Below are 13,315 nucleotides of genomic sequence, written 5' to 3' on the forward strand. Positions count from 1 at the left end.
AGAGCGCAACCGCTTGCTGCTGGCACGCCTGTTTGCGCGGCCGGCGAATGTGCTGGTGCTCGACGAGCCGACGAACGACCTGGACATCGACACCCTGGAACTGCTGGAAGATCTGTTGCAGACCTATGAAGGCACAGTGTTTCTGGTCAGCCATGATCGCGCGTTCCTCGACAACGTGGCGACCAGCACGCTGGCGTGGGAAGGGCCCGGCTTGTGGCGCGAGTATGAAGGCGGGGTGCAGGATTGGCTGACTCAGAGCGCCCGGTGGCGGGCGCTGCAGGCGCCGGCGGCGAGACGCCGCGCCCACAGAGGCCTCTACTGAAACTGCGGCGCCCGCCGGCAAGGCCGCTGAGCCTTCAGCGGCTGCCACGCCGCTGAAGAAAAAACTCTCCTACAAGGACCAGCGGGAACTGGATGCGCTGCCGCAGCGCATCGAAGCGCTGGAAGAAGAGCAGAACCAGTTACGGGCCGCCCTGGCCGATGGCTCGCTGTATCAAACCGATCTGGACAAAGCGATTGCCATGCAGGCGCGCGAGACCGAGATCGATGCGGAACTGACGGCGGCGCTGGAGCGGTGGGAGATTCTCTCGGCTTGAGAGAACCCGCGCACCTTTCTCAGAGCGTGTTCACGTTCTCAGCCCCTCGTAAACGGCAGCACCAATCGTGAAGGATGCAAGGCATCCCGGTAGATCTTGTGCGTCACAGGCCGGCCGACCGGAAGGTGATAGGCATCCGGCGGCAGCAGTGAGTTGTGTTCGTCGGCCATCGGCTCGTCGTTCATCAGCTCCACCGTCAGCTTGTGGCCGGACAACAGCGTGGCCGCGAAGGGATACAGGCGCAGCACATATTCCTCGATCTTTCCTGGCTCCACCGGCACTGCCCGGGTGTGAGGATGGTGGGGGTTGCCCTCCGTGGTGCGCTCGTCCAGCTCGCGGTGCGACGCCTTCAGGAAACCGGTGGTGAGAAGCTGGCGTTTGCCGTTGGGCGCTTCATCCCACAGGCGCAGAATGAGGTTCGTATCTTCCTGGTCAATCTCCACGAAAAGATGCGCGGCCCCTGTGCCGATCATTTCCACTGGCTTCTCGAAGGCCGCGGTACTCCAGCGCACGCTTTCCACCTGATCGGTGACAGTGAGCGGCGCTTGGTAGAAGCCGTCTGGCGCCGCGTGCTCGGGTCCCATGAGTTCCGGTTCCATGGAAAGCTTGCGGCGCGGACGCAGGTACAGCGGCTGGTAGGCGATCTCCTTGGGCGGCCACTGCGCGGCGCTGGCCACCGTGCGCGTTCCTTCCACGAAGACCTGGACGGCAGGCTCGTCCATGATGCCGTTGTCGATGCCCTTGAGCCAGTAGTCGTACCAGCGGAACATCTTGTCGTGCTCCTCGATCCAGGGGCGCGACTGCATGGGCGGATAGGGGCCGATATCGAGTTTCTTCGGGCCCTTGAGCACGTTGAACAGCTCGATGTGGCCATCGACGGTCCAGCCGCGGCCCTGATCGATCTGCAGGTACACGGGGATGTCGATGTTCCTGGCCAATGTGACCGGGTTGCGTTCTTCATACCACGGGCCGTCAAGGGGGTTCATCACGATGTCGAACCAGAACTCGCGGTTCTTGGGGTACTTCAAAACGTGGACCAGATTGGGCCACGCCGCCACATCGGGATCGCGCAATCGCGCATCGACCAGCTTCTTCAACGCTTCCGGCGGGTAGACCTCCCGCATGCGCGAGCGGACATTGGTATGCGCGATGCCGGAGTCGCCCCCTCGCCCTTCGCGCGCAGCGCGGGGCATGAACCACATGATGCCGCCATGGTAGGTGGTCTCGTAGAAGTCGAAGTGTCCGCCGCTCACGAAGATCGCTTTCAGATGCGGGGGCCGCTCAGCGGCCGCGAGCACCTGCATGGAGCCGAAGTAGGAGATGCCGATCATGCCGACGTTGCCATCGCACCAGGGCTGCGCCGCCACCCATTCGATGAGGTCGTACAAATCCTGGCCTTGCGAGACGCCGCCAAAGTTGTAGTTGCCGATCATCACGCCACCGGAGTCACCGGTGCCGCGCATGTCGCCGATGACATGGACATAGCCCTCGCTGACGACGCGCGCGATGTCTCCAGCCTCTATGCACCCATCCCACATGGGGCTGGGACGGCGCTGTGGCGGCATGGAGAGCGCAAGCGCCTGCAACTCCTTGCCGTAGGCGCTCATCGCGATCAACGCGGGCCGGGGCTTGTCTTCAGGGCCATGGTAGGCGTCTATGGCCAGTTCAACGGCATCGCGCATCGGTACGCGCAGATCCTTGCGGACGGCGATGCGCTTGCCGCCGGCGTTCAATACTTCTTGTGTGCTCATGTCCTTGGGAATCAATCGAGAGTGACGCCGATCTTGCGGACCACGTCGCCCATGCGCACGTACTCCTTCTTCACGAAGCCGGCGAAGTCCTTGCGAGGCAGGCTAGCCAGGGTATAGCCGCGGTTGGCCATGGTTTCGCGAAACTCCGGATTGGCCAAGGCGCGAGTGGTAGCGTCATGCAGCTTGTCCAGCCGTGCCATGGGCGTGCCCTTGGGAGCGAACAGACCATCCCACGAGAAGATCTCGTAGCCTGGCACCGTTTCGGCGATGGTGGGCGTATCAGGCAACATGGAGATGCGCTGCTTCAGGGACACAGCCACGGCACGCAGTTTGCCGCCCTTGACCTGTGCCGCCAGCGGCGGCACCACATCGATCATGAAAGACACCCGGTCGGCCATCAGATCGACGTAAGCGGCAGAAGAGGCCTTGTAGGGCACCGGATTGACTTCGATGCCAGCCATCTGCTGCAGCAAGGCACAGGCCAGATGCGATACCGTGCCGTTGCCGCCGAATGCACAGCTCAGCTTGCCCGGATGCTGCTTGCCATAGGCCACGATGTCCGCGACCGAGCGGAACGGAGAGTTAGGCCCCACGACCAGCACCAGAGCGGTTGAGCCGAACATGGCGACAGGTTCGAAATCGTCGGGGGAATAGCCCGTTTTCTTGTACAGCGCGTGGTTCGTCCCCATGGTGCCCATGGTGCCGAAGATCACCGTGTTGCCGTCGGGCGCGGCCTTGGCGACGTAAGCCGTGCCGATGTTGCCACCCGCCCCAGGACGGTTCTCGACAATGATGGTGGTCCCAAGTGTTTTACCCAGCTCATTGGCGAACAAGCGCGCCAACGTATCTCCGCCCCCGCCGGGCGAAAACGGGGCGACGAAGGTGATCGGCTCCTTAGGCCAATCCAGGGGCTTGGCTGCCGTCTGGCCCACCGCAGCGGCGGAAGCCGCGAGGGTGGCAAGCACAAGCGCCCCCTGCCGCAGCAAACGCGCGAAGGGGTTGTGCACTGTCGCAATCATGAGATTCTCCTGTTCATGGATGGGTGCCCGAGAACGCAAACACGTTCCTGGAGCTTCATGCTCCGAGATGAGTCCGGCACCGAAACCGCCGCATCTTAGGAATCCGGGGTATATAGGTCAAATTGATATTGATCATGAAAAAAAATGGTTTGAATTCATAATGCAAGCACCCTAGACGGCGCATCCCGATGAACCCCGAGAATTTCGACCTCAACCTGATCCGCGTCTTCCTGGCTGTGGCGCGGCATCGCAATGTCACCGAAGCCAGCAGGCGCCTGCATCTCACCCAGTCCAGCGTGAGCCATGCGCTCTCCCGCCTGCGGACGGTGTGCAAGGATCCGCTGTTCGTGCGCTCCAGCGGAGGTATGGTGCCGACGGCAGTGGCACTGGCCATGGTCGAGCCCCTGGAGCAGGCACTGAAGTCAGTGCATCAGACGCTGCACGACGCCACCCCCTTCGACCCCGCCACGAGCGACAGGCAATTCCGGCTGCTGATGACAGACATCGGGCAGTCGAGCTACCTGCCTCCCCTGCTGGGCTATCTGGGCAAGCATGCGCCGCACGTGAGCATTCAGGTGCGGCATTTGTTGATGGATGCCTATCAAGCTGCGTTCATCAAGGGGGAAGCGGACCTGGCTCTGGGCTATGTCCCCGCCTCCTACAGCGGATTCCATCGCCTGAAGCTCTTCGCCGTGCCGCAAGTCTGCATGCTTCGGAACAAGCATCCCCGGATCCGCGGATCAATCACGCTGGAGCAATACCTGGAGGCCACGCACATCGTGGTCGAGCCCTTCGGACGCGGGCCCGGTGTGGTGGAAAGAGCCTTGTTCAAGGCCCACCTTCAACGCAAGGTCGCGGTTCGCCTACCCAACATCTTTGCGGGGCCAGCCATGGTGCGTGCCACCGACCATGTGATGACCCTGCCGGCTCAGACCCATTTTCTTCACGAAAATCTCGTGGGCGTGCAGATCCTGCCGCTCCCTTTCGAGGTGGAGATCATGGATGTCGAGATGCTCTGGCATGAGCGCACCCATCATGACTCCGGCAACCGTTGGCTGCGCGGCGTGATTTCAGAACTCTTCTCGACACCGCCTCCGGGCGCGCAATGATCGACGGCAGATCCACCGAGGAAAGCAACCTACTTTTTCTGGGGGCGTTGCCAGTTGTCGAGACTCATCTGGCGGCCACGGGCCACGCTCAATGCGCCGGCGGGCACGCTTTTGGTAATAGTGGAGCCCCCGCCAATCGTCGCGCCAGCACCGATGGTGACGGGCGCGACCAGCACGCAGTTGCTACCCACATGAACGTCGGCCTCGATCACGGTGCGGTGCTTGTTGGCGCCATCGTAGTTGGCCGTGATGCTGCCGGCGCCGTAGTTGACGCGCTCGCCCACTGTTGCATCGCCCAGGTAGGCCAGATGGTTGGCCTTGGCACCCGCCGCCAAGGTCGAGTTCTTGACTTCGACGAAATTGCCGATGTGCACCTCAGGACCCAATTCAGCCCCAGGGCGTAGGCGCGCATAGGGACCGATGAGGGCGCCTGCCCCGACCGTGGCGCCCTGCTTGCCGCCATCGATATGCGTGAATGGATGGATCACCGCACCGGCTTCGATGCGGGCATTGGCGATCACACAGTGAGCGCCCACCTTCACGCCGTCGGCCAGCGATACCGCGCCTTCGAAGATGCAGCCAACATCGATCTCCACGTCCTGGCCGCAATCAAGCGTGCCGCGCAGATCGAAGCGGGCAGGATCCAGCAGGCGCACACCTGCTTCCATCAACCGCTCTGCTGCGCGCCGCTGCACGCCTCGCTCCAGTTCGGCCAACTGCACCGGGCTGTTGACACCCGCAACTTCCATTTCGTCCGCGATCGTCAGCGCCGCCACAGAGGTTCCGTGGGCCACGGCGTGTTTAACGACATCGGTCAGATAGAACTCCTTCTGGGCGTTGTCGTCACGCAATAGCGCCAAATACTTCTTCAGCAGCGCCGTGGGAGCGGCCATGACCCCGCTGTACCACTCGGTGATCGCGAGCTGAGCGGGCGTGGCGTCGCGCGCTTCGACGATGGCCAGCACGGGGGCATCGCCTCCGCCTGCGGTGGCGCGCACGATGCGGCCATAGGCGCCGGCGTTCTCGCCGGTATCGACGGTGAGCAGCGCGATCTGCCGGCCGCCGCACTGATCGACCAGACGCCGCAGCGTGGCGGGCTCGACCAAGGGGACGTCGCCGTTGAGGATGAGCGTGACGCCATCGTCGGGCAACAGGGGCGCCGCTTGCTGAACCGCGTGCCCGGTACCCAGTTGAGGTTCCTGGCGCACGAACTGAAGCGGCGGCTGCCCTGCCCTGGCTTGCGCATCAACCGTGCAGAAAGCCTCGACCTCCGAGGCGCCGTGCCCGACTACCAGCGTGGCGCCACGGGCGCCGAGCTGGGCAGCTGCGGTGAGGACGTGGCCGAGCAGCGGCCGGCCGGCAAGACGGTGCAACACCTTGGGCAGACGGCTTTTCATGCGCGTTCCCTTGCCCGCCGCCATGATGACGACGTCGATGGGATAAGCGGTTGGAGATGCGATCGGTGTGGACATGGAGGCGAATTATCAGCCCCCCGCCGATCTCACGTAAGTCAAAGCAACAGGATGCTGCGGACAGGGGCTTTCATTCGATGGTGCAACGGAAGCTGGCAGCTTGCTTGGCGTCGCCACCGATGAAACGCGGGTAAGCGGGATAGCGGCACATCGGCCGGGTCGCGCTGACCGTGTATGGCGGCACCGTTTGCTTGGCGCTAAGTACAGGTGCGTCCGGCGGCGTCTGGCCCTTCTCCACCCAGTCTGTCGACATCGTGATGAGGTCCACGTACTGAGGCTGAGCGGTCCGCTCAGGCAAGCTCTGCACAGCACCTCCATGGTCACCATTGGGCAACATGTAAAAGCGTACGTGGCGATCCACCATGTCCTGGCCGAACCGCTCCACCAGCTTGTCGTAGTAGCGCATCACGGTATGCGGGTTGGACGAATAGTCAGAGCCCTGAGCCTTGATGATGAGACGACCGCCTCGGTCGAAGAATCGGCTGAGGTCGGTGTTCGTCGTGTCGATCAGGGCTGACGACGCGATGAGACGGTCCTTGAAGGCTGGAATAGAGAAATCAACCAGATTGAACGACGGATCCTTCAGGATGCCATAGCTCACAGTGGCGCCCGGTTGGCCCAGCGCGGGCTGCGCGGCCCGCGAGGGCTGGGGCGTGGTGTTGAGCCAGCCGCCTTGCGACTCGCGCCCCACCTCGTAGCCCGGGAACTGCGACCACCCATTGGCCAGTTCGAAGCCGAAAGCGGTAGGCGCGTGCATCTGGTTCAACGTGGCCATCTGCGCATCGGAAACGCAGGTATCGCCCGTGTCTGCACCGCCAGCGCAGCGGATGGCGGCGTACGGCTGCGGAACCTTCAGCGGATCGAAGCGCGCGGCGCATGCGAGGTAGTTGGAGATCACCCCATCGGTGAGACCGTCGAGCGAATCGCACTGGCGCAATACCTCGGCCCCAATGGCGGCTTGCTTCGCTGGCGCGATCCAACCCGCGCCGGTCTGCACCGTTGCAAGCAACGTCTTGTGCACGACATGGGCCGTATACCCGATGAGAGGCGAAGTGGCCACGACGCCGTCGTAGTCTTCGGGATAGCGTTGCGCGACCTCCATGGCCTCGCGGCCGCCCTGCGACTGTCCCATGAAATAGGAGACTCGCGGCTTGGCTCCGTATAGCGCCTGTATCACCGCGAAGGCAGCGTCGTGCGTCTTCTTGAGCGACGCGTGGCCGAAGTTCAACCATGCCTCGTCGTTCAACGCCCACGTCGCGGTCGTGCCGGCCTCCTGATGCCCTGAGTCGCCGCCGAACATCCCGTAGCCGCCGGACAGCGGATAGGGAGCATCCGGCGGGAAAGCCCCGCTGATGGGAGAGCCGGACGCACCGATCGTGGCGAGGTTGGCCGGGATACTGCCATTGAGTCCGCCACCGCCGACCTGGATGGTTTTCTGGTTCCAGTGGGTAGGCATGTTCAACTGGAATTTGATAGGCGGCGCCGCAGCATCTACCGGGTGAATGGAACCAAGGATGCGGCAGTATTCAGGCACCGCATGGGTGACGCTTCCGGCACCGGCAGCTTCAGGCGCTGCTGCGATGACCTCGGCTGAGGTGATGGTCATGCCTGAGGTAGGTAGACCAATGGCAGAAGACGAGAAGCTCCGTCCTGCCAGTGACGCGCAGGAAACACTGGGCGAGATCACCGGCAGCGTGCTAGTGTCGACGAATTGCAGCGTGCCGCCGCCGCAGGCCGTGAGGCCCAAAGCGGCGGCCATGGCCCACGCCCAGGGGCGCATGGCCGGGCCGTGCAAACGCGGCCGGCGGAGAGAAAAGTCGTCACGGGTCATGCATGCTCCTTTTTGGATGGAATCGCGGTTGGTGCGTGGACTCTATGCAGGCCTCCGCGCAACGACTACCCGCGGTTCATCAAGGCAGCTATGCAACACCTCAGGGAAATCCCGCCCCATGAGCGCAGCTTTCATCCTGCAAGACCGTGACCGATCAACCGCCGTGAAAGCCCCTACGCCGGACACCCTATCCCAACAGCCTCTCAGCGGGCATAGGATCTACAGATCTTTCGGCGCCCTTCGCGTCATTCCCGCGCAGGCGGGAATCCAGGGGGCATTCAGAAGCTGCACTGGATTCCCGCTTGCGCGGGAATGACGGCGAAAGGAGATGTGTAGAAACTTATGCTCAGCGAGGAAAAGGACCCGTCCCGCGGAGAACGCAGCGAAGCCTACTTCGATACTCAGCCGTCGACCGGCTCCGTCGCTTTGAACGAAGGGCGCTCACACAACTTGGCATGCCATCGGGCCAGGTGCGGCGCCTGGGCACGCCAGCCGAAGCTGTCGAAGCGGTAATCCATGTAACCCACAGCGCAGGCCAAGGTAATGGTGCCGATGGAGAGTGGAGCCGCTTCCAGCGCCGCTGCCTCGGTATCAAGCAGGCGCAAGGAGGCGCGGGCTTTCAACTCGAAAGCGTCCATCAGGTTCTGCAGCGGTTGAGCGCGCTCGCGCTCGTTGCGCCAGAGAATGAGGACTTCGAGCAGCCCGTCGCCGAAAGCGTGCCAACGCATGGACTGCCAACGGCTTTCCCCTTCTTGCGGAAACAAGGAGCCGCCGGCAAGGTCGTTCAGGTATTCGCAGATCACCACCGAGTCGAACAGCACCGAACCATCGGGGCGTACAAGGGTTGGAATCTTCGAGAGCGGATTCACCGTCATGATGTCCGGATTGGGCTTGAGCATGGCCGCGACGGAGCGCACGAGTTCCAACTGTGGAAGAAGCCCAAGCTCGTGCGCACAGATCATGACTTTGCGCACATAGGGTGACTTGGGGGACCAGTGAAGGGTTAGTTTTTGGCTCATCAGATGACCTCCGCGGCGCGCAGCGCCTCGATAGCAGCGGGCGTGTAGCCCAGTTCGGTGAGGATGCTTTCGTTGTGCTCGCCCAGCAGGGGGGCGCGGATTGGATGGGCATGGGTTCTCCGTCGAAGCGGATGGGACTGGCCACCAAGGGCACGCTCACGCCGGATGGGTGCGGGACATGCCGCAGCATCTGTCTTTCGAGTACCTGAGGCTCCTGGAAGACCTCCGCCACATTATTGATCGGCCCGCAGGGAACGCCCGCGGTATCGAGCGCGGCGATCAACTGCTCCCGGGACCACCGGGCAAACTCCGCGCGCAGCAACCCCGAGAGTTCGCCAATGTTCCGCACCCGCTGCGCATTGATGGCAAAGCGCTCATCGGTGGCCCATTCCGTCTTGCCGAGCACCTGGCACAACTTGGCGAACTGGCCGTCGTTTCCGACAACGAGGATGACGTCGCCATCCGCGCAGGCATAGACATCCTGAGGTTGGATATTGGGATGGGCATTGCCGTTGCGTTGCGGCACCTTGCCACTCACCAGGTAGTTCATGGCCTGGTTGGCCAAAGTGGCCACTTGCACATCGAGCATGGCGATGTCGATGTAGCCGCCAATGCCGGTTTCATTGCGCCGCGCCAACGCGGCGAGCACGGAGACCGCGGTATACATGCCCGTCATCAGATCGACGATGGGCACCCCCACCTTCTGCGGACCGCCTCCGGGTTTGCCGTCCTTCTCGCCAGTGACGCTCATGAGGCCGCCCATGGCCTGGATCAGGAAATCATAGGCCGGCTGATCGCGGCGCGGGCCGGTCTGCCCGAAGCCGGTCACGGAACAGTAGATCAACCGAGGGTTGATTTTGCGCAATGAGGCTTCGTCGAGACCGTAGCGCGCCAAGGTACCGGCCTTGTAGTTTTCCAGCACGATGTCGGCGCGCTTGGCCAGTTCCTTGACGATCGCCTGCCCTTCAGGCTTGTCCAGGCTCACGGTGATGGAACGTTTCCCGCGATTGACGGCCAGGTAGTAGCCGGCCTCCTTGGTAGGCCTGCCCTCGGCATCCTTGAGAAAGGGGGACCCCAGCTACGGGTGTCGTCGCCCGCGCCGGGCCGCTCGACCTTGATGACTTCGGCGCCAAGATCAGCCAAGACCTGAGCGGCCCAGGGTGCCGCCAATATGCGGCTGAGATCAAGGACCTTGACGTGGGACAGCGGGCCAAGTTGCGTGCTCATCTGGATCGGGTGCGGTTAAAAATGCTAGAAAAATGTCAGGGCAGGAAGGCAAAGACTCACTTGTCGGCCAGCATTCCCAGTGTGCCGAGCAGTTGCCGCATGGCGGCCTTGTCCTTTTGTACAAAGGCTGTTGTCTCGGCCGGAGACATCTGCAGTTGCTCGGCCCCTTGGGCAGCCAGCACCTTCTGCCATTCGGGATCGGTGCTCACGCTCTCGAAGGCCTTCCTGATGGTTTCGACGACTTCTGGCGGCGTGCCCTTGGGCGCAGCCAGGGTGTACCAAGTCGCGGTGGCGGTGTTGCCATAGCCCAGCTCGGCCATGGTGGGCACTTGCGGCAGCAGCGGAGTCCGGCGCGCGCCACCGTAGGCAAGCGGCTTGATCCGCCCTTCATCGATGAAGGGCTTCACGGCGGCCAGATTGAGCATGCCCAATTGCACCTGCCCGCCCAGCAGGTCCTTCAGAGCTGGCGCCGCGCCGGCATAGGGAATGTGCGTGATGCGGATCTGGGCAGCCTGGGCGAAGGCCTCGGCACCGAGATGGGTAGCACCGCCCGTCCCCGCCGAGGCGTAATTGAGCGCCCCCGGATGCTGGCGCGCATACGTGATCAAACCCTGCAGATCGGCAATGCCGGCGGCGGGATGGACCACCAGGACATTGGGCTGGTTCGCCACCACGGCAATGAAGGAAAAATCACCAATGCCATCGTAGGGGATGCGCTGCATCAGCGGCGTGACCACATGCCCCGCTGAGGTGCTGATGAGCAAGGTGTAGCCATCCGGCTTGGCACGCGCGACAAAACCTGTGCCGATGGTCGCGGCACCGCCCGGCTTGGCTTCGACAATGACGCTCTGATTGAGGCGCTTCGACAGTTGTTGCCCCAGTGCGCGGGCCATGGTGTCGGCCGGACCTCCGGCGGCATAGGGGTGCACCAGCGTGACCGGCCGGACCGGCCATGAACCTTGGGCGTGAGCGAAAGGAAGCGCGGCAACGGCGGCCGACAGCAACAATGCACGACGAGCAAAAGAAGCGACAGAAGAGATAGCCACGATGTCTCCGGATGGAATAAGTGATTTGAGGGGCAAGAAATGGTTCAGGACGATGAACTGCCGGAAGATTCGCCTGGTGCCCAGCCCTCGCCTCCGGGAGGTTTCTGCAGCATGGGGCGGTGAAAAATTTCTCCAAGCCCCGAATAGAAAGGACCGCCCAGCCGGGCCAGCGGCCGCATGGCCTCGGCATTCACTCGGTGCCCGTCGTAAACACGGTCTGCCAGATGGAACGCGATCACCTCGCCTATGTAGAGCGTGTTGATGCCGCGCCCGAGCTTCACGATCTGGTCCAGGCGGCACTCCATCTGCACCGGAGAGCGGGCTATGCGCGGTGCACGCACATGCTTGCTGGGCAACAGACCGATGCCCAGCATCTCGGTCTCGCTCACTTCGGGACCAAACTCCTGGGCCGTGCGGTGCATCACGTCCATCTGGTCCTCGGTCGCCACGTTCACGACAAATTCGCGGGTGGCCGCGATGTTGCGAGAGGTGTCTTTGATGTTGCCGCTGCCCGGCCGCAGGGCGATGTTGACGGCCAGCATGGGCGGGCTGGTGGCCACGTAGTTGTAGGAGCTGAACGGCGCCGCGTTCACGCGCCCTTGCTCATCAACCGTCGTGATCCATGCAATGGGCCGAGGGACCACGCAACCCACCAACAGGCGGTAGGCGGTTTCTGTATCCAGGGCGTTGCCATCGACGAGCTGGTAGCTGTCTTGCGCGCCAGCCATGCGGGGTTGCGGTTGTTGGTCTGCCATACCGCCATTCTTGCGAAGCGCCTTCCTCCCGGAAAGAGGTCATCTGTCATAGCTGGTTTGCGCTCCGCGTGGGTTCCTAGGGCATGTTCGCATTAGCCATACAGGCGTTCAGGGTTCACGGAGAGTACTTGCTGGACCATGGCGTCGTTTCCAGCCCAATCCATGAACATATCGAGAAGCCGCACCGGGTCCGGACTAGGCGTCACCCGCAGATGAGGCCAATCGCTGCCCCATACCAGGCGTTCTGGGTTGGCGGCGATCATCGCTTGCTGGAAAACGCGCCCTGCCTCCCAATCCGGCTCCTGCAGCAGATTCCGGTAGGCGCACAACTTGACCCAGACGTGGCCGCTCTCCAACAGATCGAGCAGCACGCGGAAACCCGGCTCCTGGGGGCCCGCCTTGGCATCGAAACCGCCCATGTGATCGATCACGACAGGAACGGGCAGCTCGCGGAGGTGGTCCGCAATCTCCGGGAGCACCTTGCAGTCCGTCCAGAGTTCGGCATGCAAGCCCTCGTCAGCCAGCGCAGGCGCCAGCGCCTGCAGATTCGCCAGCGATGCGCTGCCTGCGAAATTGGCGCCAGCACCGCTGCGATGGCTGAAACGTGCGGCGCGCACACCGCGCTCGCGCAATCCACGCAAAGGCAGCGGGCTGCCCGGCCTGACCACCACCACGCCACGCAGCGCGGGTTGCGCAGCCAAGGCATGCAGCAACAACGAATGATCGTCGCCATAGGCGCTGGGATGCACCAGCACGCCGTGACGCAGGCCAAGGCGGCGAAGCAAGGCCATGTATTGCGGCTCCAGCGCCTCTGGCGGTGTATAGCTGCGGTCTTCTGCCAACGGAAAACGTTCGTAGGGTCCGAACAGGTGTGCGTGGCAATCCCAGCCATTTAGGAGCGTGTCGGCACTCATGCGATGCCCTCCTGCTGCGGCAGTGCGAAAGCGGGCTCCACCCCCTCGGGTAGGGGGATCTCGTGGCAATTGAGGGTCATGGCGACCATGGTGTAGTAGCCGATCAAGGCCGTGAGCTCCACGACCGTGCGTACGCTGAAACGTTCGACGACGGCTTGATAGGTGGCATCGGAAACGGACTTGTGGCGATTCAACTCGGTGGCATAGCGCCAGATGACGGCATCGTCCAATGACATGCCGGGAGGCTCCTGCTGTGCCAGCAAGGCCTCGAGAATAGGCGCTTCGATACCGGCCTTCTCTCCTTCGATGCGGTGGGCATACCACTCGAAGGGAGATTGGCAGGCCCGGCCCGTGACCAGGATCGCGAGCTCGGAAAGCCGCGGCGGCAGCGAAGTCTCGTAGCGAAGGATGGCACCCAGCGCTTGCCATCTCTCCGCCAGCTCGGCGTTATGCAGCGCGGCACGCAGCGGACCTTGAATTTTTCCGCGCGGGCCGGAGACGATTTTTTCCAGAACAGCGCGCTGGGCGTTGTTCATGTCGTCCGCGGGAAAGAGTGGAATACGAGGCATGGCGGAT

The 13,315-nt window shown here is 63.0% G+C and carries 12 protein-coding genes and 1 pseudogene (1 of these 13 running past the window's edge); 3 read left to right on the top strand and 10 right to left on the bottom strand.

All coding sequences use genetic code 11. The features are described 5' to 3' along the window. Together WJU18_RS25730 and WJU18_RS25735 are read left to right on the top strand one after the other, a co-directional pair. On the top strand, positions 1-322 hold the 3' portion of the coding sequence (locus tag WJU18_RS25730; protein ID WP_423456696.1) for an ABC-F family ATP-binding cassette domain-containing protein. 1,304 nt of this gene lie to the left of the window's left edge; the window shows 322 of its 1,626 coding nt (coding positions 1,305-1,626); the start codon falls outside the window, past its left edge; its stop codon occupies positions 320-322. 118 nt (positions 323-440) lie between these two features. Then, positions 441-596, top strand: a complete 156-nt coding sequence (locus WJU18_RS25735) for a hypothetical protein (RefSeq protein WP_423461095.1) — start codon at positions 441-443, stop codon at positions 594-596. A 38-nt stretch (positions 597-634) separates the two neighbouring features. Here WJU18_RS25735 and WJU18_RS25740 read toward each other — a convergent pair whose 3' ends face one another. Together WJU18_RS25740 and WJU18_RS25745 are read right to left on the bottom strand one after the other, a co-directional pair. Beyond that, entirely contained in the window at positions 635-2,347 is a 1,713-nt protein-coding gene (locus WJU18_RS25740) for a CocE/NonD family hydrolase (protein ID WP_423456697.1), read from the bottom strand. An 11-nt stretch (positions 2,348-2,358) separates the two neighbouring features. Next, entirely contained in the window at positions 2,359-3,366 is a 1,008-nt protein-coding gene (locus tag WJU18_RS25745) for a Bug family tripartite tricarboxylate transporter substrate binding protein (protein ID WP_423456699.1), read from the bottom strand. Positions 3,367-3,554: 188 nt separating this feature from the next. Between WJU18_RS25745 and WJU18_RS25750 the strand changes: the two genes are divergently transcribed. Beyond that, positions 3,555-4,475: a LysR family transcriptional regulator gene (locus WJU18_RS25750; protein WP_423456701.1), complete on the top strand. Its 921-nt coding sequence runs from the start codon at positions 3,555-3,557 to the stop codon at positions 4,473-4,475. Positions 4,476-4,504: 29 nt separating this feature from the next. On the opposite strand, the gene glmU is transcribed toward WJU18_RS25750, so the two are convergent. The 8 genes and pseudogenes from glmU to WJU18_RS25790 form a co-directional block, all read right to left on the bottom strand. Next, positions 4,505-5,947 carry a bifunctional UDP-N-acetylglucosamine diphosphorylase/glucosamine-1-phosphate N-acetyltransferase GlmU gene (glmU, locus tag WJU18_RS25755; protein WP_423456702.1) on the bottom strand — a complete coding sequence of 481 codons (1,443 nt, stop codon included), beginning with the start codon at positions 5,945-5,947 and terminating at the stop codon, positions 4,505-4,507. Positions 5,948-6,017: 70 nt separating this feature from the next. Beyond that, complete coding sequence (locus WJU18_RS25760) at positions 6,018-7,778, bottom strand: tannase/feruloyl esterase family alpha/beta hydrolase (protein WP_423456704.1); 1,761 nt, start codon at positions 7,776-7,778, stop codon at positions 6,018-6,020. A 401-nt stretch (positions 7,779-8,179) separates the two neighbouring features. After that, positions 8,180-8,797: a glutathione S-transferase family protein gene (locus WJU18_RS25765; RefSeq protein ID WP_423456706.1), complete on the bottom strand. Its 618-nt coding sequence runs from the start codon at positions 8,795-8,797 to the stop codon at positions 8,180-8,182. Beyond that, positions 8,797-10,024: pseudogene (locus WJU18_RS25770) on the bottom strand (CaiB/BaiF CoA transferase family protein). Before WJU18_RS25770 ends, WJU18_RS25765 begins: the two are co-directional and overlap by 1 nt. 56 nt (positions 10,025-10,080) lie before the next feature. Beyond that, positions 10,081-11,070, bottom strand: a complete 990-nt coding sequence (locus WJU18_RS25775; protein WP_423456708.1) for a Bug family tripartite tricarboxylate transporter substrate binding protein — start codon at positions 11,068-11,070, stop codon at positions 10,081-10,083. A 44-nt stretch (positions 11,071-11,114) separates the two neighbouring features. Then, positions 11,115-11,825, bottom strand: a complete 711-nt coding sequence (locus WJU18_RS25780) for a flavin reductase family protein (RefSeq protein ID WP_423456709.1) — start codon at positions 11,823-11,825, stop codon at positions 11,115-11,117. Between the two features lie 92 nt (positions 11,826-11,917). Further along, positions 11,918-12,739, bottom strand: coding sequence for an amidohydrolase family protein (locus tag WJU18_RS25785; RefSeq protein ID WP_423456711.1), 822 nt, complete (start codon positions 12,737-12,739; stop codon positions 11,918-11,920). Further along, positions 12,736-13,308: a carboxymuconolactone decarboxylase family protein gene (locus tag WJU18_RS25790; RefSeq protein WP_423456713.1), complete on the bottom strand. Its 573-nt coding sequence runs from the start codon at positions 13,306-13,308 to the stop codon at positions 12,736-12,738. Before WJU18_RS25790 ends, WJU18_RS25785 begins: the two co-directional genes overlap by 4 nt. Positions 13,309-13,315: the final 7 nt, after the last annotated feature.

The organism is Ottowia sp. VDI28 (assembly GCF_049532675.1).
GTDB lineage: Bacteria > Pseudomonadota > Gammaproteobacteria > Burkholderiales > Burkholderiaceae_C > Ottowia.

Bases quoted from the DNA above. Each gene is read 5' to 3' on its own strand.
- WJU18_RS25740 (WP_423456697.1), bottom strand. From the start codon at position 2,347: ATGAGCACACAAGAAGTATTGAACGCCGGCGGCAAGCGCATCGCCGTC.
- WJU18_RS25745 (WP_423456699.1), bottom strand. From the start codon at position 3,366: ATGATTGCGACAGTGCACAACCCCTTCGCGCGTTTGCTGCGGCAGGGG.
- WJU18_RS25750 (WP_423456701.1), top strand. From the start codon at position 3,555: ATGAACCCCGAGAATTTCGACCTCAACCTGATCCGCGTCTTCCTGGCT.
- glmU (WP_423456702.1), bottom strand. From the start codon at position 5,947: ATGTCCACACCGATCGCATCTCCAACCGCTTATCCCATCGACGTCGTC.
- WJU18_RS25760 (WP_423456704.1), bottom strand. From the start codon at position 7,778: ATGACCCGTGACGACTTTTCTCTCCGCCGGCCGCGTTTGCACGGCCCG.
- WJU18_RS25765 (WP_423456706.1), bottom strand. From the start codon at position 8,797: ATGAGCCAAAAACTAACCCTTCACTGGTCCCCCAAGTCACCCTATGTG.
- WJU18_RS25780 (WP_423456709.1), bottom strand. From the start codon at position 11,825: ATGGCAGACCAACAACCGCAACCCCGCATGGCTGGCGCGCAAGACAGC.
- WJU18_RS25785 (WP_423456711.1), bottom strand. From the start codon at position 12,739: ATGAGTGCCGACACGCTCCTAAATGGCTGGGATTGCCACGCACACCTG.
- WJU18_RS25790 (WP_423456713.1), bottom strand. From the start codon at position 13,308: ATGCCTCGTATTCCACTCTTTCCCGCGGACGACATGAACAACGCCCAG.